We start from the raw sequence: 21,509 nt of genomic DNA on the forward strand, positions 1-21,509 counted from the left end.
GCGAGTTGGCTCGGTTTCTAGAAGTGATTAGTGACGGAAGTGACGCATACCAGTGAAGACCATGGCGATACCATGTTCATTGGCTGCCGCGATAGTCTCGTCATCACGCATAGAGCCACCTGGTTGAATAATGGCAGAGATGCCCACTTCAGCAGCGTTATCTATGCCGTCACGGAATGGGAAGAAAGCATCTGATGCCATGACAGCACCTTCAGTCGCTAATCCTGCGTGTTCAGCTTTGATAGCTGCGATACGAGCTGAGTTGACACGGCTCATTTGACCTGCACCAACACCAATCGTGCGCTGACCTTTGGCATAAACAATGGCATTGGATTTGACGTATTTTGCGACGTTCCAGCTAAATAATAAATCCGCAATCTGCGCTTCGGTTGGCTGTACGTCAGTGACGATTTTTAGGTCATTGGCAGTGATTAAGCCAAGGTCTTGTTCCTGAACAAGTAGACCACCGTTTACACGCTTATAATCAAGCTGCGTATCACGCTGATCTAGTGTTGGTAATTCACCGCATACCAATACACGTACGTTTTTCTTGGTAGCAGTCGCCTCGAGCACACCATCTTCAATACTTGGGGCAATAATGACTTCAACAAACTGATTGTCAATAATCGCTTTAGCAGCAGCGAGGGTTAGTGGACGGTTAAAGGCAATGATACCACCAAATGAAGATTCAGGATCCGTGCTAAATGCAGTGTTATAAGCCACGACTTGATCGCTATTAACTGCGACACCGCAAGGGTTAGCGTGTTTGACAATAACGCAAGCAGGTGCACTAAAGGCTTTAACACATTCGAGAGCCGCATCAGTATCGGCGATATTGTTATAAGAAAGCGCTTTACCTTGTAACTGCTTAGCAGTAGCGATAGAGGCTTGCTGGCTCTTGAGTGGCTGATTTTCAGTATAGAATGCCGCATTTTGATGTGGGTTTTCGCCATAACGTAGGTCTTGTGCTTTTTCGAGTTGCACATTAAAGGTACGCGAAAAGTTCTCTGGCTCTTGTGTGTCGTTCACACGGCTGCCTAAGAAGTTGGCAATCATACCGTCATACTGTGCTGTATGCTCGAATGCTTTGACCGCTAGGTCATAGCGTAAAGCAGTCGTTAGTTCAGTGCCATTACCTAAGGCAGTAAGTACACGGTCATAATCAGATGGATCGGTCACGATACCCACATGAGCGTGGTTTTTAGCAGCTGAACGTACCATCGTAGGACCACCGATATCGATATTTTCGATAGCATCATGCATGGTCACATCAGAACGAGCGATGGTTTCTGCAAAAGGGTAAAGGTTCACCACGACCAAGTCAATACGCTCAATTTGATGATCACTCATTACCGCATCATCAGTACCACGGCGACCCAATATACCACCATGAATTTTAGGATGTAGCGTTTTAACACGGCCATCCATCATTTCAGGGAAACCGGTATAGTCTGATACTTCAGTCACAGCGACATTGTTTTCTGTCAGTAGGCGATAAGTGCCGCCAGTAGATAATAAGCCGAAACCTGCTTTGATGAGTCCTTGAGCGAATTCAACGATATTGGATTTATCAGAGACGGATAATAGAGCGAGTGGGGTTGTACTCATAAAAAAATTTCCATAAAAAAAGCCTGACGTAAACGTCTGGCAAGGTGATAACGACAATGATTGCAGACAATATCACGATGGATAAGGTCATGAAGGTTACATTGCCATGCATAATGATTGTCAGTGAAGGTAGGAAAGCTCATGCTCATATAGCCAGTGCTACATTAGGTCATACGTTTTGAGTTTTTTGCGTAACGTACCGCGATTGAGCCCTAGGATTTGCGCGCACTTGGTTTGATTGCCACGGGTTTGTTCAAGAACAACAGACAAGAGCGGCTCTTCGACTTGTTTTAAAATAAGCTCATATAGGTCAGTTGGCGTCTCATCACCCAGCATCGCAAAATACTGTCGTACCACACGCTCGACATGCACACGTAGTGGCTCATGCGCCGCCCTCGTATAGCTGTTTAAAGACAACTCAAAATCGTGAGTTGGGCCATAGTTGTCTTTATTATAGTCGGCAGGATGCTCAGAGCTTTTAGCAAAATGATTGGCATTATGCTGTGCGTGAGGTGCCATAAGATAATGTCCTTGGGATTAGAGGGAATCAAACCATAAGATATCAGAGTATTATATCAAATTAATATCGTCTCGCGCTGACAGATTAATCGTTATCTGGCAGCACGCTACTTATTTTGGTTCAATACAGCGGGTTTATAGTCACTTCACGAATTTGAGCGTTGCCCACTGGTATGGTAAATAGCAATTGTTGACGGCTATTAGCGGTCAATTGGCTTTGTTTACTGAGTAGATAATCAGCGGGTGTGGCAATAAATTCTCCAATCAAATCATTCTTACCATACACGCTGACTTTTACGTTAGGGTAGAGTTGTGCTTTCTCGCTTTGATTGTTAAGAGTAGCGCTCACATCGCTATGTGTGCCTGTGGTTTTGATTTGGCTAGACTTATTATTGATATTAGTAATGGTCAGTGCCGTCAAATCGGCACTGGGTAAACTACAAGCAGCGACTGAACAGATTGCTTGTAAACGCTCAGCATGAGCAGGATTTTTGACCAAGGTTTCTAGGTTAAAAATGACATACTGAGCAAGTAATAACAGCGCTAATACCGCACACCCTAATGTCCAAAGTAACGAAGCGACTGAATGTCTTGCCGGCGATGGTGCAAATTTCGCTTGCGCTTGAACTTTTTTTACGCGCTCTTCATGGGTCTTATCTTCGTCTTTGAAGGGCACACCCATATTCGCTAATATTTGCGATAAGTCTGTATCATCTCTTTGGGTGTTTTCCTGCCAGCTGTCGTCATCCTTGTTTTCTTCTTTAAGAAGTGCCTCTAACCATGCGTTGTCCGCAGTAGTATCAACATTGGCATGGATGTCATTGGTCGCTGCGGAACTGATAGCAACCTGTGCCGGTGAAGCATGCATCGAGGTTGTCGTAGAAGAGGGTTTGGCTAAAGAAGGATGAGTCGGCGTTTTGGCTTGATTTAATGATGCATTAGATGAGTGGTTCGTTGCTGTCGGGACTGCAGTATCATGAGTGCTGTCACCTGCTTGGGTCAGCCAAGCATCCATACTATCTAGCGAGTCGTATTCGGCATGATCTTCTTCTGGCTCATCGATATCCATATCGTCATGAATCAACGTATCAGATGACAGCTCTGTTACATGTTGCTTATGAGGCGATGGTTTTGTAGATAGATTACCATGAGACGTTGCATCTGTTTGGGAAATAGGGGCCTTAGTTGCCTTCAGTGCGTCGGAGTTACTGTTATCAGAAGTGGCTATACTATCAGAGCTGTCAGGCGTGACGATAAGATGCTTATTGACCAAAAAGCTCTTTTGACATTGATCACAGCTAACGGTTGCATTCACTTTATTTAACTGAGTTTGTTGTACTTTGAAGCAAGCTTGGCAATGGGGGCACTGAGTTTTTATCGGCGTGGTCATAGGGTCGAATCCAAAAGATTATGGTTATCAATACCGCTTATCCACTCACCAATAGCTGCCCATAATACGAACAATACCTCCTGCTAGATATCTAACAAAACGATAGACCATGGGCAAAGACAGAGTGGCGCCAAATACATAACATTTGACTGCCCTCTATCGTAACAGATGTAATTTAATGTTGCTAGCCTGTAAATGTACCTGACAATCGCTGCCAATGCTGATCCTCTTGAGCCGTGAATGCGTGCTTTGGATCAAGGGCAAAATACGGCTGATACGCATCTGTCACTTGCTGGGTTTGAGACTCAATGAGACCTGCTAAGACGATACGACCATTAGGAGCGATTAAGGTCGCAAAGTAAGGCGCTAAGCCAATCAGTGGCTTGGCTAAGATGTTTGCCACAATGACTTCTACTGGAATAATGTCATTTTTCGAGCAATAATCGGTGAATTCTTCTGGTAAAAATGCTAGCAGTTGATCATTGACGCCATTACGTTCAGCATTTTGATTGGTCGCCAAGACAGCTTGTGGGTCAATGTCAACGGCATATACTTGGCGTGCACCTAATAACAAAGCAGCGATGCCTAGGATACCTGAACCACAGCCATAATCGATGACAACCTTGTCTGTTAAATCTTGCTCTGTGAGCCAATCAAGGCATAAGCGAGTAGTCGCATGATAGCCAGTACCAAATGCTAGGCCAGGATCCATGATGATATTGGTCGCTTCAGGGTTAGGCGGTGTTATCCAGTTAGGCACAATCCATAAATTGTTGGCACATTCTATCGGATGATAGTTGCTCATCCATTCACGCTCCCAGTCTTTATCATCCACAGCAGTCAGCCAAATACGGCTGGCGTGAACTTGTGCCGCGATTTCATGACTCAACTGCTCAACGGCCTGACGACTACCAGCATCAGTGGTTGCATCAAACAATCCTGTTAAGATGACTTCGTCCCACAACGGCGACTCACCAGGTAGTGGCTCAAATAACGGCTGATCACCTGCGTCATCTAGTGCAATTGATAATGCACCTGCTTCTAGTAGCAGCGCTTCTGCCAAATCGACGTTTGCTTTTTCACATTGTAAATGCAGTTGTTGCCATGCCATAACGATAACCTCGAGTTTAAGTGTCGTAAAAATGAAATGTTATATTGATTGAATGAGTCAACCATAAGAAGTGGCTAAAAAGTAGCCATGTATTTCTACAATGGCTACTTGAGTGATAAATAATTCAGTTGGTTAATAATGTACTAGCGCAAGGCTTGCTTTGCCTCACTGACCACGCGTGCGTTACCTTGGGCTTGCCCTGACTGCAGAATAACTTGCCAGAGCGCACGTCTACGATTGGCGTCTTGAGAGACGCTAAGACCACGGCGAGCCATCGCTTCTGCTTTGCGTGGCTGATTTTTTTTCAACGCTACTTGTGCCAAATAAAAATACACTGCAGAGGATTTAGGCGCTAAGCGCTGTGCACGGGTAAAGCTGTTTTCAGCATTGGTCAGTTTGCCAGCTTTGAGTTGGCTGATACCTGTTTGCATCAAATTACGAAATGCCGGCAAGTCACTATTGTTAGTCGCTGTTTGCTGAGTACGTTGCTGTGAGTTTTTTCTTGCACGCTCTAACAGCTCATTGTGTGATGGCACTGAGGGTTCATTTATCATGTAATCGTTACGAGAAGGTGTAACGATGACCGTATCATGCTGGGTCGGTAATGAGCTTGGCGCTTTCAATACAGGGGTATCTTGTGTCAGCGGGTTTGACGAATCGGATGTTGCAGGTGGAACGTATGGCTCGATTGGGTAATCGTTTTCTGCCTCTTCTGTTACCTCATACTCTCTAATGATAGGTGCTTGAGTCACAGTTGTCACGGTAGTGTCTGAGGGCTGCCTGGACATCGTTTGGGTTTGCGACGTTGGTATGCCTTGATTGGACGATGTTGGCATGCCAGCGGGTGTGCTCGGCACAGTTTGACAAGCGCTTAAGCCTAGCATGCCAACAAGTGCACCGATAGCCAATAAGGGGTTGGTCGGCTTGGTTGTTTGAAATACTGTTGTGATGTTCTGCTGAGTAGATGACACCATACTGAGACCCTTTTTAGCTATCAATGTTAACGATTAAAATAATTTTAGAACCACTCAACGGCGCGGTCGTACCAAGTATCAGCCCGACTTTCTGCATCATTATTGTCTTGTCCATTACTATCATCTGCATTGTCAGTGTCGACCGCCTGACCATTTGGAATATCTAGACCTTCGCGGCGGCGCTGTTGGTTGAGCGCTCCTTGCTGATTCTGCCATTGTGTCTGTTCGCGAGCACGATCTTGCTGATATAGGCCAATGGCGCAACTGCTGGCTTCTTCTGGTAGATGAGCCGACAGCACAGGCAGATAGCGCGCATCTGCACAGCGCTCATTAGATAGTTTACCTGAATTGTTCTCTAACCATAGCCATTCTATACCTTCAGGTTCAGGTAATGCCACAGGGGTTAGTTTTAAACGGCTCATGTAATCAATCCAAACAGGCAAAGCGCCACTACCACCACTCAATCCAATGGGTTTGTTGTCATCACGTCCAACCCAAACCACGCTGACATAGTTGCCACTATAACCTGCAAACCAGGCATCGCGGTAATCATTGGTCGTGCCGGTCTTGCCAGCAAGGTTTAAATTGCTACCCAGTGATAGGGCACGTTTTGCCGTACCGTTTGATACCACTTGTTGCAACGCATAGTTGGTCAAAAAGTTGGTCTCAGGTGGAATACTGCGCTGAGTGTTCAGCCCCGTACGTTGCAGAATACGACCACGATCATCTATGACGGTGCGAATACTATGAATAGGCGTACGAAAGCCACCAGTGGCAAAGACTTGATAGACGCCAAGCATATCCATGGGGCTAAGATTAATAGAGCCTAATAGAGCTGAAGGATAAGGGTCTATTTTTTCTTTGATACCCATACGCTGTAACTGCTTGGCAAAAGTATTGACGCCAAACTCCATACCCAAACGTACGGCACTATGGTTATAAGACTGTGATAAAGCCGTGGTAAATGGTACATAACCATGATCACGGTTGTCGTAGTTTCTAGGGTTCCATTTGGTACCGTCGCTTAGATTGACTGTAATCGGTGAATCATCTACCGAGCTTGCCAAGTTATAGCGACCACTTTCAAGTGCTGTCATATAAATGATGGGTTTTAACAAGGAGCCGACTTGACGCTTGGCATCGACCGCACGGTTAAAACCTGTAAATTCACTGCCGCTACCTACCACGGACACCAGTTCACCCGTTTCAGGATTGGCACTGACCAAGGCACCTTGTAGATCTTTGGTTTTGCTACCTCGGCGGCGCAGCTCACCAAGTTTTCTCTCGACCGCTTTATCAGCAGCCAATTGCGCGATAGGGTCTAAGGTACTGATAATAATTAGACCTTCATTTTTCAGGTCGTCAGAGTAGTAAACAGTATTCAGCTCACGCTTAACGATATCTAAAAAGTCAGGAAACTGGCTTTTGCCTTCCACAGGTTTATCAACGATACCCAGGGGTTTTTCTAACGCTTTATCGTAGTCTTCTTGGCTAAGTGTGCCCATCGTTAGCATATTGTTTAGCACCACATCACGGCGGGCTTTTGAGTCGTTTGGATGGCGACGAGGGTTATAGATGCTTGGACCTTTTGCCATACCGACCAGCATCGCTTGCTGATCCAAGCGCAGCTCTTTTAGTGGTTTGTTAAAATAAAACTGTGACGCCAAACCAAAACCATTGATAGAGCGGTTGCCATTTTGACCCAGATATATCTCGTTTAGATAAGTCTGTAAAATCTCATCTTTGCTATAATGTAGCTCCAGCAGTACCGCCATTAACGCCTCATTAGCTTTACGTTTCATGGTACGGTCTGAATTGAGATAGAAGTTTTTTATCAACTGCTGGGTGATGGTCGAGCCGCCTTGCATGGAGCCGCCAGAGAAGTTGTTGAGCACGGCGCGCGCGATACCGCGTATCGATACCCCTTTATGCTCATAAAAGGCACGATCTTCTGTGGCGATTAGGGCATCGATTAATGGCTGCGGCACCTCATCTAGAGAGACAACCAAACGGTCTTCATTACTGTCTGGATAAATACCACCAATGTTGACAGGCTCTAAGCGAATGATACCGCTTTTGGCAGGCAAGGTGCTTTGAATCGACTCAATCTTATTACCAGCGATGGTCATTTTGATGACTTGCTCAGCGTCTTTATCATTCGCACTATAGGTAAAACCGCGGGTATGGATAAAGTAAGTATTACCTGAGCGATGGTAAGTACCGGTGCGGTCATAAGCCTTATTGCTTTGATAATTGAGCAACTCTAGCCAAGTTTTCATCGTGTCTCTATCGACATTAGCGCCTTGATAGAGCTCAAGTGGCTGCGAATACACCTTGGCTGGAATGTCCCAGCGCTTACCCTCAAACTTGTGGGTAATGGTGCGATCAAGTTTGATCAAGTATAGCGCCAATAGCACCATACCAGCGATGATGGTAATCAATAGTAGGCTGCTAAATACCAAACCGCGCTGCTGAGAGGGTAGTGTGCTGACAGCAGATGTATTTGACTGTAGCAGTTTGGGATTTGGTCGCTTGAAATTGGATTTTTGCACGGATGTCGCACCATTTAGGGATAAAAAACTGCCTCATAATGACGCAAATTGACAAATTTTTCAATCTATCATCATCAATGCAGGCATTCATTGGCTTTGAGTTATGAGTGGTTATACTGCTCATAACCTTGGTGTATAGTATAATCTGTCTTGAAACACGCCCATTTATACTAAAGCATCGAAATGAGAAGCAAAGCATCAAAGGCTTTTAATTGTCTTTTTGACAGCCATATAAGATAGTGGCTCACGATAACAGTGTACCGCTGCCGTCATGATGTAATTTGTATGAATTGGCAGTGGTTTTTCTATTCATGCTAGCGATACCAATGCTATTTAGAACAGCTATTTTAAATAGCATTGATATGGTTAATGATAGCAAGTTTACTCAAAGCGAATAAGGTTCGAGCAAACCTGTCTAAAGGAAGTAAGCGCGATTATGTCTAGTGTCACTCCACCAATGGCATCTACCAGCAGCCATCACTATGAAGACAATTCAATCATCGACGGTTTAGTGCTGCCACTTGCGGGTCACTGCTTTCATTGCGGCGATCCTGTGCCGCAGCCACCGTTTCATGCCGAGATATTAGGCCAGTCACGTGAGATGTGCTGTATGGGTTGCAAACTGGCCTCTGAAAGCATCGTCGAGGCAGGACTCGAGCAGTATTATCTCGACCGCTCTGAGATTAACCGTACCGCCAGCTTGCCGACTCAGCTGACACGCCTCGAAGCCTATGACCATGATGAGGTAAAATCACAGTTTGTCTATGCGCAAGACGGACTGTCGGTGGCAGAGCTGTCTGTCAATAATTTACGCTGCGCTGCTTGTACGTGGTTGATTGAATCGCGTCTCGATGAGTTAGATGGTATCAGTAAGTGTCAGGTGAACTTGACCAATCAGCGTATGCGGGTAATTTGGAACGAAGACAAGCTGCCGATTAGTCGTATTTTAGCGGTCATTAATGAGATTGGTTATGAAGCCAAGCCATATCGCCAAGATACTCATGAAGCCATGTTGGCGCGTCATAACAGTCAGATGCTATTGCGTCTGGGTATCGCAGCGTTAGGTTCGATGCAAGCGATGATGTATGCCGTCGCGATTTATTTTGGTGAGTATAGTGATATGTTGATATTCCAGCGTGATTTTTTACGCTGGGTTTCACTCTTCGTGAGCACACCTGTGTTCTTTTATGCGGGCATTCCTTTCTTTACTTCAGCGTGGTCAGCGATTCGCGCGCGCCAAGTCAACATGGATGTGCCTGTTAGTATTGCCTTAATTGTCACTTTCTTTGCCAGTATGTATGCCACCGTTACTGGGCAAGGCGAGACGTACTACGACTCGGTCAGTATGTTTATTTTCTTCTTGCTGGCAGGGCGTTATATTGAGCACAATGCGCGTCTGAAAGCGGCTACCATGGCCAATGACTTGGTTGTGATTGAGCCGGTATTGGTACAGAAGGTTGCAGAAGATAAAGAGGCTGCTGAGCGCATTTTAAAACAATTGGCCGAAAACGAGCTTGCACAAAACAGGCTTGATGATGAAAGACAAGACGCTGATAACCAAAAGAGTGATACTCCCAGTCAAGCCAATGTACTGGCAACCAATGAGACAAGCCTGACTTCACAATCCCTGCTCCAGCCTAGGCCCAAATCTGTACCCAACTTTATAAGAGGTATAGAGGCGAACGTCCATCAGCTGACATCACAAATTGCGCACGACTGGCAACAAGTGCGTCATGACAGAATGGCCCTGTCAAAAACAGAGGACGTGACAAAAGACAAGAAAATGGTCACCGCGCACAGTTTGCAAGTGGGTGACATTATTTTGGTTGAGGCTGGCTCTGAGATTATCAGTGATGGGATTTTGCTCAGCTCAACGGCGACTGTCTCGCAAAGCTTACTGACGGGTGAGGGTGATTTAATCATCAAGTCCCAAGGTGACTATATCGTTGGTGGCGCCCAGAACGACAGCCAGCCATTTGAGATGCTGGTCACGGCATTGCCAAAAGACAGTCAAATAGGGCTAATTGATAGACTGATGAACCGTGCCATGAGCGAAAAGCCCAAGCTTGCTCAGCAGGCAGATAAGCTGGCGCGTTGGTTTGTGGCTCGTATTCTTGTGCTATCGGCGTTGGTGTTTATCGGCTGGTATATCGTTGATCCTAGTCAAGCGATTTGGGCAACGGTTGCGGTGTTAGTGGCGACTTGTCCTTGCGCGCTATCTTTGGCGACGCCTATTGCCTTGACGGTTTCGACCAACCGCTTGGCGAGTTATGGATTTTTGACCACTCGTGGGCATACGCTGCAGACGTTGGCTGAGATTACTCATGTGGCATTTGATAAAACGGGTACGCTGACTTATGGTAAGCCCAATTTACTAAATATTGAGCGGTTGGATGCTAACAATCAGGATAAGGGTGACGACTCTGAGCTAGCGGCGCAAAAAGACGAGGTATTGGCCATTGCTGCTGCTTTAGAAGTGGGTAGTCGCCATCCGATTGCTCATGCGCTGCTAACCGCTGCCCATCAACTGCATTTGCCAGCCACACAATCATTGCAGTACTACCCAGCGGGCGGAGTAGAAGCCATCATTGAGGGTGGGCTATACCGAATCGGTCATGTGGATTTTGCCTTAGACGATACGCATCATGATCTAACCATTGATTTGATGGCTGAGCGTGCGAGCTCGGCCGTGGTATTGTCTTGTAAGCAAGGTATATCAGAATCGTGGCAAGCGCTGGCCTGCTTTTATTTCAATGATAAAGTGCGTGATAGTGCCAAGCCGATGCTGGATACACTCAAAGAGTTGGGTATCGAATCTGTCATGCTAACGGGTGACCCAAGCCCGCAAGCGCTGATTATGGCTAAGAGTCTGGGTATGCACTCCGCTTACAATGGCTTGTCACCAACAGATAAAGTCAATCATATTCAACAGCTACAGGCGCAAGGTGCGGTAGTATTGATGGTTGGCGACGGTATCAATGATGCACCGGTATTGGCGGCGGCGGATGTCTCGACCTCTATTGCTGGCGCGGCAGATCTGGCGCAAGTATCGAGTGACAGCATTATATTAAATGGTCAGATTGAAGCGATTACTGCTGCCAAGCGTATCGCTAATAAAACAAAGCGTATTATTAAACAAAACTTGCGTTGGGCGCTTATTTATAACAGTAGTGTCTTGATTCCGGCAGCACTAGGTTATGTACCACCTTGGCTCGCTGCCATCGGCATGTCGTTGAGCTCATTGTTTGTGGTATTAAATGCGCTGCGTCTAAAACGGGCTTAATGTAAATAGCTTTTTAAAAGTTACCCATAAAAATACCCCCATAAGTTGTGTCCAACTTATGGGGGTCAGTTCAATAAAGACGGTTTTTTTATTTGAATGACGGTTAAACAACTTTTAGGTTAGTCTTGTAAGTAGCTAAGCAGACGCATAAATTCAATGTACATCCACACAAGCGTTGCAAGGATACCAATACTAAATAACCATTCGTAGTCCTCTGATACGCCCATTGCCACACCGCGATCGATATTATCGAAATCTAATAATAGCGTGAAAGACGCGATAACGATGACAAATAAGCTAAAGCCGATAGCGATAGCGCCACCTTCAAACAAGAACGGTAAGGTTGAACCAAACGCTAAAGACAGCACCCACTGTGCCACATAAACCAACATAATAGCGATAACGGCTGAGGTCACGATTGAGCGGAACTTTTCGGTGACTTTTACCAAGCCTGAGCGATATAGCCCTAGCATGACGGCTGCCGTTACAAAGGTTGCGCACATAGCAGTAACCGGCACGCTTGGATACATGCGCATGAAGAACAGCGAGATACCGCCTAAGAATATACCTTCTAATAAAGCATAAGGAACGGCGAACGTCTTGGCTTTTTGTGGTTTAAAGGTGATGAAAATGGCGAGACCAAAAGCGGCAAACATACTACCAAAGGCCGCCATCGTAATAAAACCTTGTGACAAACCTGTCATAAGCGCATAAAAGAAAAAACCCACACCAGTGATGGCTGACAATCCAAGTAGTAGACTGGTCTTTTGAATCACGCCCTTGACCGTCATTGGATTACCGCCGATCGCAAGCTCTGCGCGACTGACAATAGGATTGGCCATAAATATGTCCTCAATAAAATATAAATGATTTAGATGTCAGCTACTTTAGCAAAACCGCCATTATTGTCAACTGTGTTTGCGTGACAGCCATCAAGGCTTCACGACATTATCATGCGATTATTCGTTGATGTTTTTTGGCGTATTACCTAGCTAAACAAACACGTATATAGATAGCGTGCGATGGTTTGTATATGGGGTTGATTACGACAGTTAACAACGATAATGCATAAACATGCTAGTCTAAGCGCTCATTTATCGCTATCATTAGCTGGTAATTTACCGTTATACCGAGTCGTTTTATGGAAAACTCAGCGCAGTCAGCAAGATTGCCACACTTACATGAATCAGAGCTGTTCCACGCTATCAAAAACCCTGCTTTTAGGCGTATTGGTCTAATGGGGCGCGCAGGCAAGCGCAGTGTCACACAGAGTCTTGTGCAGATTGCCCAAACCATCAATGATATGAACCTGACGTTGATTATGGATGTGCAAACGGCCAACCTACCGACGTTAGATCTCACTGAGATTGAAAAAGTTAAAATCGTCAAACGCAGCCTGATTGGCGAGATTTGCGATTTGGTCATCGTCGTGGGTGGTGATGGCTCTATATTGCATGCTGCTGAGGCGCTGGCACGCTATCGTGTACCAGTCCTTGGTGTTAACCGTGGTCGACTGGGGTTCTTAGCAGATGTAAAACCTGATGAAGCTGCCTTTAAGCTACGCCAAGTGCTGATGGGCGATTATCAGTTGGACCATCGTTTTCTACTAACAATGGAGATACGAGAAGGGCGCAATATTCTGCATGAAGACATGGCTCTCAACGATGTGGTACTGCATGCTGGTAAATCGGTACATATGATTGATTTTCAGATGAAAATTGATGGCCAAGATGTTTACCGTCAGCATAGTGATGGTTTGATTGCAGCAACGCCTACTGGTTCAACGGCCTATGCGCTGTCAGGCGGTGGTCCTATTATTCATCCAAGTATGGATGCCATTTGTTTGGTGCCGATGCATCCCCATACATTATCAAGTAGACCGATTGTGGTGAGTGGCAATAGCGAAGTCTGTATTCGCATTCATGAAGACAATCGCACTCAACCCATGGTCAGCGCAGATGGTAAGCCCAGTGTGCCACTTGAACAAAATCAGCGGCTATACATCCGTAAGCACCCAGACAAGCTGACACTATTACATCCCCCGGGATTTGATTTTTATGAAGCGTGTCGTACGAAGTTGCACTGGAACGTCCATGCCGAAGAATTCAGTCTCGATGTGGATGATGATATTATGGACGATGAATAAGCGTCTCTGTGATAAAAACGTTATATGCTATAAAAAAATAGTGGTGGAGAGTAGGTAAGATGGATAAAGATACGATATTAGCAAGTTTAACACCAGAAGTAGTCGATAAGTTTCGCATGGCGATTGAGCTTGGTAAATGGCCTGATGGTCGCAAACTAACGGCTGAGCAGCGTGAAACTTGCATGCAAGCAGTGATGGTGTGGGAGCATGAGCATCTACCGCCTGCTGAGCGTACAGGTTATATTCATAAGCCAGTAAAAGATGATGGCTCTATCGTTGGGGCAGAATGTGATGTGGAGCATGAGCATCATTACCCAAACATGCCAAATCCTAAGGGCGCGGTGCAGCCCGTTAAATTTCGTGATAAATAGACGATAACAGATAAATGCTGACAGCCAGATTGGGTTGCCGCATAAAAAAGCCACGCTAATGAGCGTGGCTTTTTATTTGTTATTTTATGACCTTTAAAGCGCAGTGGTATCAACACTAGGACGAACCGTTAATGGATTTTTTTCCATCAAAAATCCTTGCCAGCCCCAATGTAAGAAGTTACGAATATTGGCATGATCAACCCCTTTAGGCGTTGCCTGTACTTTGGCATAATGCTCGCCAAATAGTTTTAGCGTGTCTAATTGATTCAGACCATGGTGCTTTGCAAATCCAAAAATCTTGGCACTACCTTCGTTTTCACCAGCGGCATTATGTACCATGCCATTGACGAAAGGCGCAGGTGCGTAGCGATAAAAATCATCAATAAAGCTGATGACATCATTGAATCCAATGGCTTTTTTATTTAAACCATTAAGTAGGGCCGATACATCTGATTGGCGGATACTCATAAATAAATGACCTCAGAGCAGATTAAAAAAAGCAGATTTATATAGAATGACTATTTAGCATTAATTGACATGCTATTTATAGTACAGTATTCATAAAAAAACAATGCTTCTAGGTGCTCAATGATTATTAAAAATTAAGCGTTAAGTATTACAGCTTAGCGATTAAAATAGTCTTCGTCATCAAATGAAGGCGCAAAATTGCCTTGCTCAAGATGTTGCATTTGCGACTGTACAGAACGCTCATGCTGAATACGTTGGTAAATTTCTTCGCGGTGTACGGCAATATCTTTAGGTGCATTCACACCGATACGTACTTGATTGCCTTTGACACCTAGAACAGTCACACTGACTTCATCGCCAATCATTAGCGTTTCGCCCACACGGCGTGTCAAAATTAACATGCGTCACACTCCTTATGTCGCATCAACAGATTATTACTCATCAGATTACTTCTCAATTACAGGACATCACCGCAGCGTTAGACATGCAATGTATTAATAAAAGACAATGCCGAATATGGTGCTAATAGCGGTAACGATAGGTAGATTCATTTAGCCCAAATGAAAGCCCCATTATAGGGGGCATAACAGATACTGTCACGGGTTTTCACAAAACTATTAGGTAAATACTCACCCTAGCAATAATAAAAAATAAAAATAGGATCTAAAAAGACCCTATTTAATTTGATACATTATTGAAAGTAATTGATACTGAATTAATTGATAACTGTTGATGCTAAATCTATCATTTTAATCGTTTTCAAATAAACGATGATTGAATCAGTTGTTTAGTCAATTTGCCAATCTATTACAATCCAGCGATTTTGCTATCGCCGTCTTCACGGTCGAGACCAAATGCGGTGTGCAATGATTTAACGGCTTTTTCTAAATGCTGATCTTGAATCAATACAGACACTTTGATTTCACTGGTCGATATCATTTGGATGTTGATATTGTTTTCGGCAAGGGTTTGGAACATAAGGCTAGCGACACCGGCGTGAGAGCGCATGCCCACACCCACCAATGACACTTTAACCACTTCGCTGTTACCCAAAATTTCTTTGGCGCCAATCTCATCTTTCACTTCGTCGTTAAGCACTTTCATGGCTTTGTCTAAATCAGTGCGATTGACAGTAAAGGTGAAATCTGTGGTACCTTGATCCGAAAGATTTTGCACAATCATATCAATTTCGATATTGGCGCGTCCAATCGGGCTTAGAATAGCAGAGGCAATACCAGGGTGATCAGGTACACCGCGCACTACAATTTTTGCTTCGTCTCGGTTAAAGGCGATACCTGAGATGATTGCCTGTTCCATATTGTCTCCTTCGTCTATCGTAATTAGGGTGCCGACAGTGTCTTGAAACTCTTGGTCAAAACTACCGTCGTTGTTTTCATCAAAGCTAGATAGTACACGCAAAGGTACACCATATTTACCAGCGAACTCTACCGAACGAATCTGTAAGATTTTAGAGCCAAGGCTTGCCATCTCCAGCATTTCTTCAAAGGTGATTTTTTCAAGCTTTTTGGCTTTTGAGGTCACACGAGGATCAGTGGTATAGACGCCATCAACATCCGTATAAATTTGACACTCATCAGCGCCCAACGCTGCTGCAATTGCAACACCTGTGGTATCAGAACCGCCGCGACCTAAGGTGGTGGCATTGCCTTCTTCATCGATACCTTGGAAGCCTGCCACGATGACAACATTGCCTGCATCTAGCTGCGCGCGTATGTTTTTGTCATCGATGCTTTCGATACGTGCCTTATTGTGCGCATTATCGGTCTTAATCGCAACTTGACGACCGGTCATCGAAAGGGCACCAACGCCAAGCTCTTGAATTGCCATAGCAAGCAGTGAGATAGAAACTTGCTCACCGGTTGACACCATTTGGTCATATTCACGTGGATCAGGCTGACTGCTAATTTGGCGTGCCAGATCAATCAAACGGTTGGTCTCACCGCTCATGGCAGAGACCACGACGACCACTTGATGGCCGTTGTCATGCCAGCGTTTGACTCGTTTGGCGACGTTTTTGATGCGGTCGATACTGCCCATCGAGGTGCCGCCGTATTTCTGTACTATTAACGCCATAAAAATCTACCTATTATTCATTAATGGCCTTTTGTTATCATCAAAGAGTGTCAATGTAGCAATCTGACGCTCACTCAATGCTTGCATAGCTAAAGCCGTATGATAAGAATTGCGCCCTATGCTTTTTATTTATGTACTACTTTATATATTCAGTGTTGCTTGGCAAGTCATGGATGAACGATGTGTTCAAACGTTGACCTTTATATCATATCTGTGTCACCGCGTTAAGTGCCAACAGTGCCTAGATGTATGGCGATTGGTTATAACCGTTATAACCAATCGCCTGTTGCACTTGCGACAGCGGCACAACTTCCTCAGTTGGCTGTTTAGCCAAGCTGCTGGGCAATCCAAGCGGGTAGCGCATCAATGACCGCTTTAGTGTTACCAGATTTTGGTGCGCCGCCCTGAGCATAGTCAGGTTTACCGCCGCCTTTACCGCCTAATTCACCTGCTAAGTGACGAATGATATCACCAGCTTTTACTTTGGCTGTCAGAGATTTTGCCACGCTTGCTGCTAGTGCCAGTTGGTCATCTTTATCACCCACCAATACAATCACGCTATCAGGTAGCTTAGATTTGATGTCGTCCATCAGCGTACGAATGGATTTACCATCGATACCGCTTAAGGTGCTTATCAGTACTGGCGTCTCTGCAATGGTCTGCACATCATCAAGTAAGTTGGCCGCTTGAGCACTGGCCATTTTTTGCTGTAAACGTTCGAGTTGTTTTTCTAAGTCGCGCTGCTTATCGGCCATGGTGCGGACGCGCTGTGCAACTTCAGGACGTTTTACTTTAAGCTGGCTTGCTAATTCGCTCAATTGCTGTTCGCTTTGCTGAATGTTTTTAACCGCATTCATGCCAGTGACCGCTTCGATACGGCGAATGCCAGCAGCGATGCCAGATTCGCTGGTAATTTTCAGCAGTCCAATGTCACCAGTGCGCTCAACATGCAGACCGCCACAAAGCTCGATAGAGAAGGGCTTACGCTGACCGTCGACGATATTATCGGTACCCATGGTTAGTACACGAACGTCGCTACCGTACTTTTCACCAAACAGTGCCATTGCGCCTTGACTCATTGCTTCATCAATAGACATGTGCTCGATACGAGTAGGGGTGTTGGCTTGGATTTGCTCATTAACCAAACGCTCAACACGACTGATTTGAGCCGCGCTAACAGGCTGGTCATAAGCAAAGTCAAAACGAAGTACTTCACTTGAGACCAAAGAGCCTTTTTGAGTGACTTCCTCGCCCAATACTTCTCTTAGTGCCGCATGCAATAGATGAGTGGCCGAGTGATTTTTGGCACTGGCGGCACGGATGCTAGACAAGACTTGTGCATCGGCCGTTTGCTTAGTGCTGATTTCACCCATGGTGACAACGCCATGATGGATAATGGCTTGCCCAGATTTTTTGGTGTCTTGTACTTCAAAAACGCCAGACGCGGTACGAATTTCACCCAGCTCACCAACCTGACCACCACCTTCAGCATAAAAAGGTGTACGGTCAAGCACAACAACGCCTTCCATACCCTCAGCCAAGCTATCTGCAGGATTGCCGTCTTGATAAAGCGCGTCTATCGTCACGCCGTCTTCTTCAAGCTGCTCGTAACCGATAAAGGTCGTTGGGTTCTCAACTTGAATGACACTGCTGTAGTCGACATCGAATTTACCAGCATCACGCGCGCGGTCACGTTGCGCTTGCATATGCTCATCGAACTCAGCTTCGTTAATCGCAATACCGCGCTCACGAGTGATATCAGCAGTCAAATCAAGCGGGAAGCCATAAGTATCATACAACTTGAATGCTGCCGCCCCAGAGAGCACATCACCATCTTGTAAGTCTTCAAGCTCACTGGCAAGCAGACGTAAACCTTGCGCCAGTGTCTTAGCAAACTGTGCTTCTTCTTTTTGAATGGCGTTTTCGATGACGCTTTGCTTATCTTTTAGCTCAGGATAAGCCTCTCCCATTTCAGCGACGAGTGGCGCGACCATTTTATAGAAAAAGTCACTGTCCGCACCCAATTTGTTGCCATGGCGCACGGCTCGGCGAATGACACGGCGTAGCACATAACCACGGCCTTCATTACTTGGTGTGACACCATCAGCAATCAAAAAGGCGACGGCACGAATGTGATCGGCAATGACTTTTAATGAAGACTGTTGCTCATTATTGATCTCTAAAATCTCAGCCGCTGCATCCATTAGATGTACAAATAAATCTATCTCATAGTTGCCATGGACGCCTTGCATGATGGCACTGATACGCTCAAGCCCCATACCCGTGTCAACACTAGGGGCTGGTAGTGGCAGCATGGTACCGTCTTTTTGGCGATTAAACTGCATAAAGACGCAGTTCCAAATCTCGATATAGCGGTCGCCATCTTCTTCAGGCGTACCCGGCAGGCCACCTTCGATATCGGCACCATGGTCATAGAAGACTTCAGTACAAGGACCACAAGGACCAGTGTCACCCATCGTCCAAAAGTTATCTGACGCGTAAGGCGCGCCTTTATTGTCACCAATGCGAATGATGCGCTCACTTGGAATGCCGATGTTTTTATTCCAGATGTCAAAAGCTTCGTCATCGGTTTCGTAAATGGTCACATATAGACGGTCTTTATCAATCGCTAACCATTCATCTGATGTCAAAAACTCCCAGATATACTTAATACCTGCTTGCTTGAAATAATCACCAAAAGAGAAGTTGCCGAGCATCTCAAAAAACGTATGATGACGCGCGGTGTAGCCGACATTATCCAAATCGTTGTGTTTGCCGCCAGCACGCACGCATTTTTGTGAGGTCACCGCACGAGTATAATCGCGTGGCTCCATGCCTAAAAAAGTTTCTTTAAATTGATTCATACCGGCATTGGTAAATAGCAAAGTCGGGTCATTGTGCGGAATCAAACTGGACGATGAAACTTCGGTGTGCTGCTTGCTTATAAAAAAATCGATAAAGGCTTGGCGAATATCGGCTGAGCGAAATGGCTGGCTCACAGCGGCTCCTTACTGACGGATAGAATTGAGTAGAATAAGTAAAATAATTTTGCAAGCGATTTTAGCACAAACGCCCAAGCTCTTGGTACAAGAGTTACAACTGCTGGGTTATTCTGCGAAGGTGAAAGGTGCTTTGATATTGCAAATAATCAGCGTTAATGGGTTTCACCGTGAATGAAGGCATAAATCGCCAAAAAGTCACTGGTGTTGTCAATTTCAGCATGTTCAATGTTAACTTTGTGTTTGTGTTTGTGTTTGTGCTGGCTGCTTACGGTTGCGAACCCACGCCAAAATAATAGCCACGATCATTATTAGACCAATCATGCCCAGCATTGGATACACAGTGCCAATGAGTTTACTGAAACCGAGCTGACTTAAGCCAAGACCAACGATAGCGAAAAATGCGCTAAGCGATTTGAAGCGATTTGTTCCGGGCGTCGCAAAGCGGGTACTAAAGGCAAAAAACATACCCACAGCTGTGCTGTATATCATACAAATGAGCGTCACTGACATAATTATCGCTAACACTGGTGAAATATTTGAGGCCAAACCTAAAGTAGGCATTTCAACGCCTATGAGTTTATCGATGTTAGCAAAAAGGCCAATATTGAGTAAAAATACTAATAAGCCCAAGCCGAGCCCGCCCATCGCACCACCACTTGCTGCTGTTTTTTCTGAGCGAGTCATACCCCCAATAACTGCCAGCATAGGAAAGCCAACCGCAATGTTAAATGAGGCATAGAGCACCGCACCAAAAAACCAATTTGAGACCGGCCAGTTTGAGCTGATAGTGGGTATCTCTTGCGCTACCTTATTTAGCGTGTCACTTGAGGCGGTACTGTTAAAAAACGAGTACGTGGTAATCGCCAATATCAATAGCAGCAGTACAGGCATAATGATACTGATTAGCCTTATAATGCCTTTTACTTTTAAGCAGAGCGTGGCGATTACCAGTACCGTCATGAAAATACTGCCCACCAGCGGTGGCCAACCGTATTGCTGAGTAAAAATGGAACCACTACCAGCCAGCATGACCACGCCAACACCAAATAAAAAGAACGATAACACCACATCCATAACCAATCCAGCACGTGTACCAAATAAGGTATACAGTACTGTTTTATGTGAGTTGGCCTGCATATTCGAACTCATGCGCGCAATTTGCATGCCCAAAAAAGCAAACAGCGCGGCACTAACCAGCGTGCCAATAACACTTGTCATCCCGTAGCCGGTAAAAAACTGAAGGACTTCCTGACCAGAGGCAAAACCGCCGCCAACGACTACTGACATATAGGCTGCGGCTATTTGCCAAGATTGTTTGTTCACTATGATGTACTCCTATCCCTGAAGTCTAGGTTTGTTAGGCTAAGATGTTTGTTAGGCTAAGGTGCCTGAGTTTTTGCTGTAGCGCGAAATATAGTATCCAATGTTTTATTGACAGACGACTGAGCGTCAGATAACAAAATCATGGCAGTAAGGCTTTAAAAAAAGCCTAGATACTAACACGGCATTCAGAAGTCAGCAATCGAGTACAGCCGATACAGGTAGTTAAAAAGCTTGCTGTTTTTGTCTGTTTAATTTGTAAGGGGCAATTAATCATATGGATAATAAGATTTCCTTGATGATATGGCTTTTTAATGAGAGCACCAATGATCTTATGAGCATATTTGAGGACAGCGACTTTAGATACGTCTTTGAGGGTTAGGGGTAGGCTATTGAGGATCAACCAGGCCGTGTCATCATTTAGATTGTGCGGCTTAAAATGAGAAAATTACAGCCACACAAGGAAGGAATCGCCGTAAATTTGAACATATTGACAAGATTTCTGACGATGTTTGGCAAAAGTTAGCCACTTTAAGGCCACTATAGTCAGTGAAAAGTAATATCGATACATCACGCGCTGCTGATATCAATTTTTCTTGCTTGCTGTGCCTGCACAGACAGAGGCTACAAAAAATTTATATCAGCAATACCGTAGCGCTTTTAGAATACTT

At 45.1% G+C, this 21,509-nt stretch carries 14 protein-coding genes and 1 pseudogene; 3 read left to right on the top strand and 12 right to left on the bottom strand.

Features of this window, described 5'->3' with window-relative positions; genetic code table 11:
- Window positions 1–27: 27 nt before the first annotated feature.
- The 6 genes from purH to mrcB all read right to left on the bottom strand — a co-directional run bounded on the left by purH (window position 28) and on the right by mrcB (window position 8,154).
- The gene (gene purH, locus QL919_RS02755) at window positions 28–1,608 is read right to left on the bottom strand and encodes a bifunctional phosphoribosylaminoimidazolecarboxamide formyltransferase/IMP cyclohydrolase (protein ID WP_290188067.1); all 1,581 of its coding nucleotides are present in this window, start codon (window positions 1,606–1,608) and stop codon (window positions 28–30) included.
- A 159-nt stretch (window positions 1,609–1,767) separates the two neighbouring features.
- Window positions 1,768–2,127 carry a DNA-binding transcriptional regulator Fis gene (fis, locus tag QL919_RS02760; RefSeq protein WP_290188068.1) on the bottom strand — a complete coding sequence of 120 codons (360 nt, stop codon included), beginning with the start codon at window positions 2,125–2,127 and terminating at the stop codon, window positions 1,768–1,770.
- 121 nt (window positions 2,128–2,248) lie between these two features.
- Window positions 2,249–3,517 carry a zinc-ribbon and DUF3426 domain-containing protein gene (locus tag QL919_RS02765; protein WP_290188069.1) on the bottom strand — a complete coding sequence of 423 codons (1,269 nt, stop codon included), beginning with the start codon at window positions 3,515–3,517 and terminating at the stop codon, window positions 2,249–2,251.
- A 184-nt stretch (window positions 3,518–3,701) separates the two neighbouring features.
- Entirely contained in the window at window positions 3,702–4,628 is a 927-nt protein-coding gene (prmA, locus tag QL919_RS02770) for a 50S ribosomal protein L11 methyltransferase (protein ID WP_290188070.1), read from the bottom strand.
- Between the two features lie 143 nt (window positions 4,629–4,771).
- Window positions 4,772–5,602, bottom strand: coding sequence for a tetratricopeptide repeat protein (locus QL919_RS02775; protein ID WP_290188071.1), 831 nt, complete (start codon window positions 5,600–5,602; stop codon window positions 4,772–4,774).
- A gap of 44 nt (window positions 5,603–5,646) precedes the next feature.
- Window positions 5,647–8,154: a penicillin-binding protein 1B gene (gene mrcB, locus QL919_RS02780; protein WP_290188072.1), complete on the bottom strand. Its 2,508-nt coding sequence runs from the start codon at window positions 8,152–8,154 to the stop codon at window positions 5,647–5,649.
- A gap of 436 nt (window positions 8,155–8,590) precedes the next feature.
- Here mrcB and QL919_RS02785 point away from each other — a divergent pair, with 436 nt between their 5' ends.
- On the top strand, window positions 8,591–11,437 hold the full coding sequence (locus QL919_RS02785) for a heavy metal translocating P-type ATPase (protein WP_290188073.1): 2,847 nt from the start codon (window positions 8,591–8,593) through the stop codon (window positions 11,435–11,437).
- Between the two features lie 119 nt (window positions 11,438–11,556).
- Here QL919_RS02785 and QL919_RS02790 read toward each other — a convergent pair whose 3' ends face one another.
- Window positions 11,557–12,279, bottom strand: a complete 723-nt coding sequence (locus QL919_RS02790) for a Bax inhibitor-1/YccA family protein (protein ID WP_290188074.1) — start codon at window positions 12,277–12,279, stop codon at window positions 11,557–11,559.
- A gap of 299 nt (window positions 12,280–12,578) precedes the next feature.
- Here QL919_RS02790 and QL919_RS02795 point away from each other — a divergent pair, with 299 nt between their 5' ends.
- Both QL919_RS02795 and QL919_RS02800 read left to right on the top strand, forming a co-directional pair.
- The gene (locus QL919_RS02795) at window positions 12,579–13,583 is read left to right on the top strand and encodes an NAD(+) kinase (RefSeq protein WP_290188075.1); all 1,005 of its coding nucleotides are present in this window, start codon (window positions 12,579–12,581) and stop codon (window positions 13,581–13,583) included.
- A gap of 59 nt (window positions 13,584–13,642) precedes the next feature.
- Entirely contained in the window at window positions 13,643–13,954 is a 312-nt protein-coding gene (locus QL919_RS02800; RefSeq protein ID WP_290188076.1) for a DUF1315 family protein, read from the top strand.
- A gap of 93 nt (window positions 13,955–14,047) precedes the next feature.
- Here the strand turns inward: QL919_RS02800 and QL919_RS02805 are convergent, their stop codons facing one another.
- The 5 genes and pseudogenes from QL919_RS02805 to QL919_RS02825 form a co-directional block, all read right to left on the bottom strand.
- Window positions 14,048–14,422: a HopJ type III effector protein gene (locus tag QL919_RS02805; protein WP_290188077.1), complete on the bottom strand. Its 375-nt coding sequence runs from the start codon at window positions 14,420–14,422 to the stop codon at window positions 14,048–14,050.
- Between the two features lie 233 nt (window positions 14,423–14,655).
- Window positions 14,656–14,823 (bottom strand): annotated as a pseudogene (gene csrA / locus QL919_RS02810) (carbon storage regulator CsrA); the annotation flags it as partial.
- 406 nt (window positions 14,824–15,229) lie between these two features.
- Window positions 15,230–16,516 carry an aspartate kinase gene (locus QL919_RS02815; RefSeq protein WP_290188078.1) on the bottom strand — a complete coding sequence of 429 codons (1,287 nt, stop codon included), beginning with the start codon at window positions 16,514–16,516 and terminating at the stop codon, window positions 15,230–15,232.
- A 326-nt stretch (window positions 16,517–16,842) separates the two neighbouring features.
- The gene (alaS, locus tag QL919_RS02820; protein ID WP_290188079.1) at window positions 16,843–19,515 is read right to left on the bottom strand and encodes an alanine--tRNA ligase; all 2,673 of its coding nucleotides are present in this window, start codon (window positions 19,513–19,515) and stop codon (window positions 16,843–16,845) included.
- A gap of 231 nt (window positions 19,516–19,746) precedes the next feature.
- Window positions 19,747–20,841 carry a hypothetical protein gene (locus tag QL919_RS02825; RefSeq protein WP_290188080.1) on the bottom strand — a complete coding sequence of 365 codons (1,095 nt, stop codon included), beginning with the start codon at window positions 20,839–20,841 and terminating at the stop codon, window positions 19,747–19,749.
- Window positions 20,842–21,509 lie beyond the last annotated feature (668 nt).

Origin of the sequence: Psychrobacter sp. APC 3426, from assembly GCF_030408035.1 — a bacterium.
In the GTDB taxonomy this organism is placed as follows: domain Bacteria; phylum Pseudomonadota; class Gammaproteobacteria; order Pseudomonadales; family Moraxellaceae; genus Psychrobacter.

Excerpts from the sequence above, each read along its gene's own strand:
- QL919_RS02790 (WP_290188074.1), bottom strand. The coding sequence starts at position 12,279 with ATGGCCAATCCTATTGTCAGTCGCGCAGAGCTTGCGATCGGCGGTAAT.
- QL919_RS02815 (WP_290188078.1), bottom strand. The coding sequence starts at position 16,516 with ATGGCGTTAATAGTACAGAAATACGGCGGCACCTCGATGGGCAGTATC.
- QL919_RS02800 (WP_290188076.1), top strand. The coding sequence starts at position 13,643 with ATGGATAAAGATACGATATTAGCAAGTTTAACACCAGAAGTAGTCGAT.
- QL919_RS02785 (WP_290188073.1), top strand. The coding sequence starts at position 8,591 with ATGTCTAGTGTCACTCCACCAATGGCATCTACCAGCAGCCATCACTAT.
- fis (WP_290188068.1), bottom strand. The coding sequence starts at position 2,127 with ATGGCACCTCACGCACAGCATAATGCCAATCATTTTGCTAAAAGCTCT.
- QL919_RS02805 (WP_290188077.1), bottom strand. The coding sequence starts at position 14,422 with ATGAGTATCCGCCAATCAGATGTATCGGCCCTACTTAATGGTTTAAAT.
- purH (WP_290188067.1), bottom strand. The coding sequence starts at position 1,608 with ATGAGTACAACCCCACTCGCTCTATTATCCGTCTCTGATAAATCCAAT.
- QL919_RS02765 (WP_290188069.1), bottom strand. The coding sequence starts at position 3,517 with ATGACCACGCCGATAAAAACTCAGTGCCCCCATTGCCAAGCTTGCTTC.
- prmA (WP_290188070.1), bottom strand. The coding sequence starts at position 4,628 with ATGGCATGGCAACAACTGCATTTACAATGTGAAAAAGCAAACGTCGAT.
- QL919_RS02795 (WP_290188075.1), top strand. The coding sequence starts at position 12,579 with ATGGAAAACTCAGCGCAGTCAGCAAGATTGCCACACTTACATGAATCA.
- QL919_RS02775 (WP_290188071.1), bottom strand. The coding sequence starts at position 5,602 with ATGGTGTCATCTACTCAGCAGAACATCACAACAGTATTTCAAACAACC.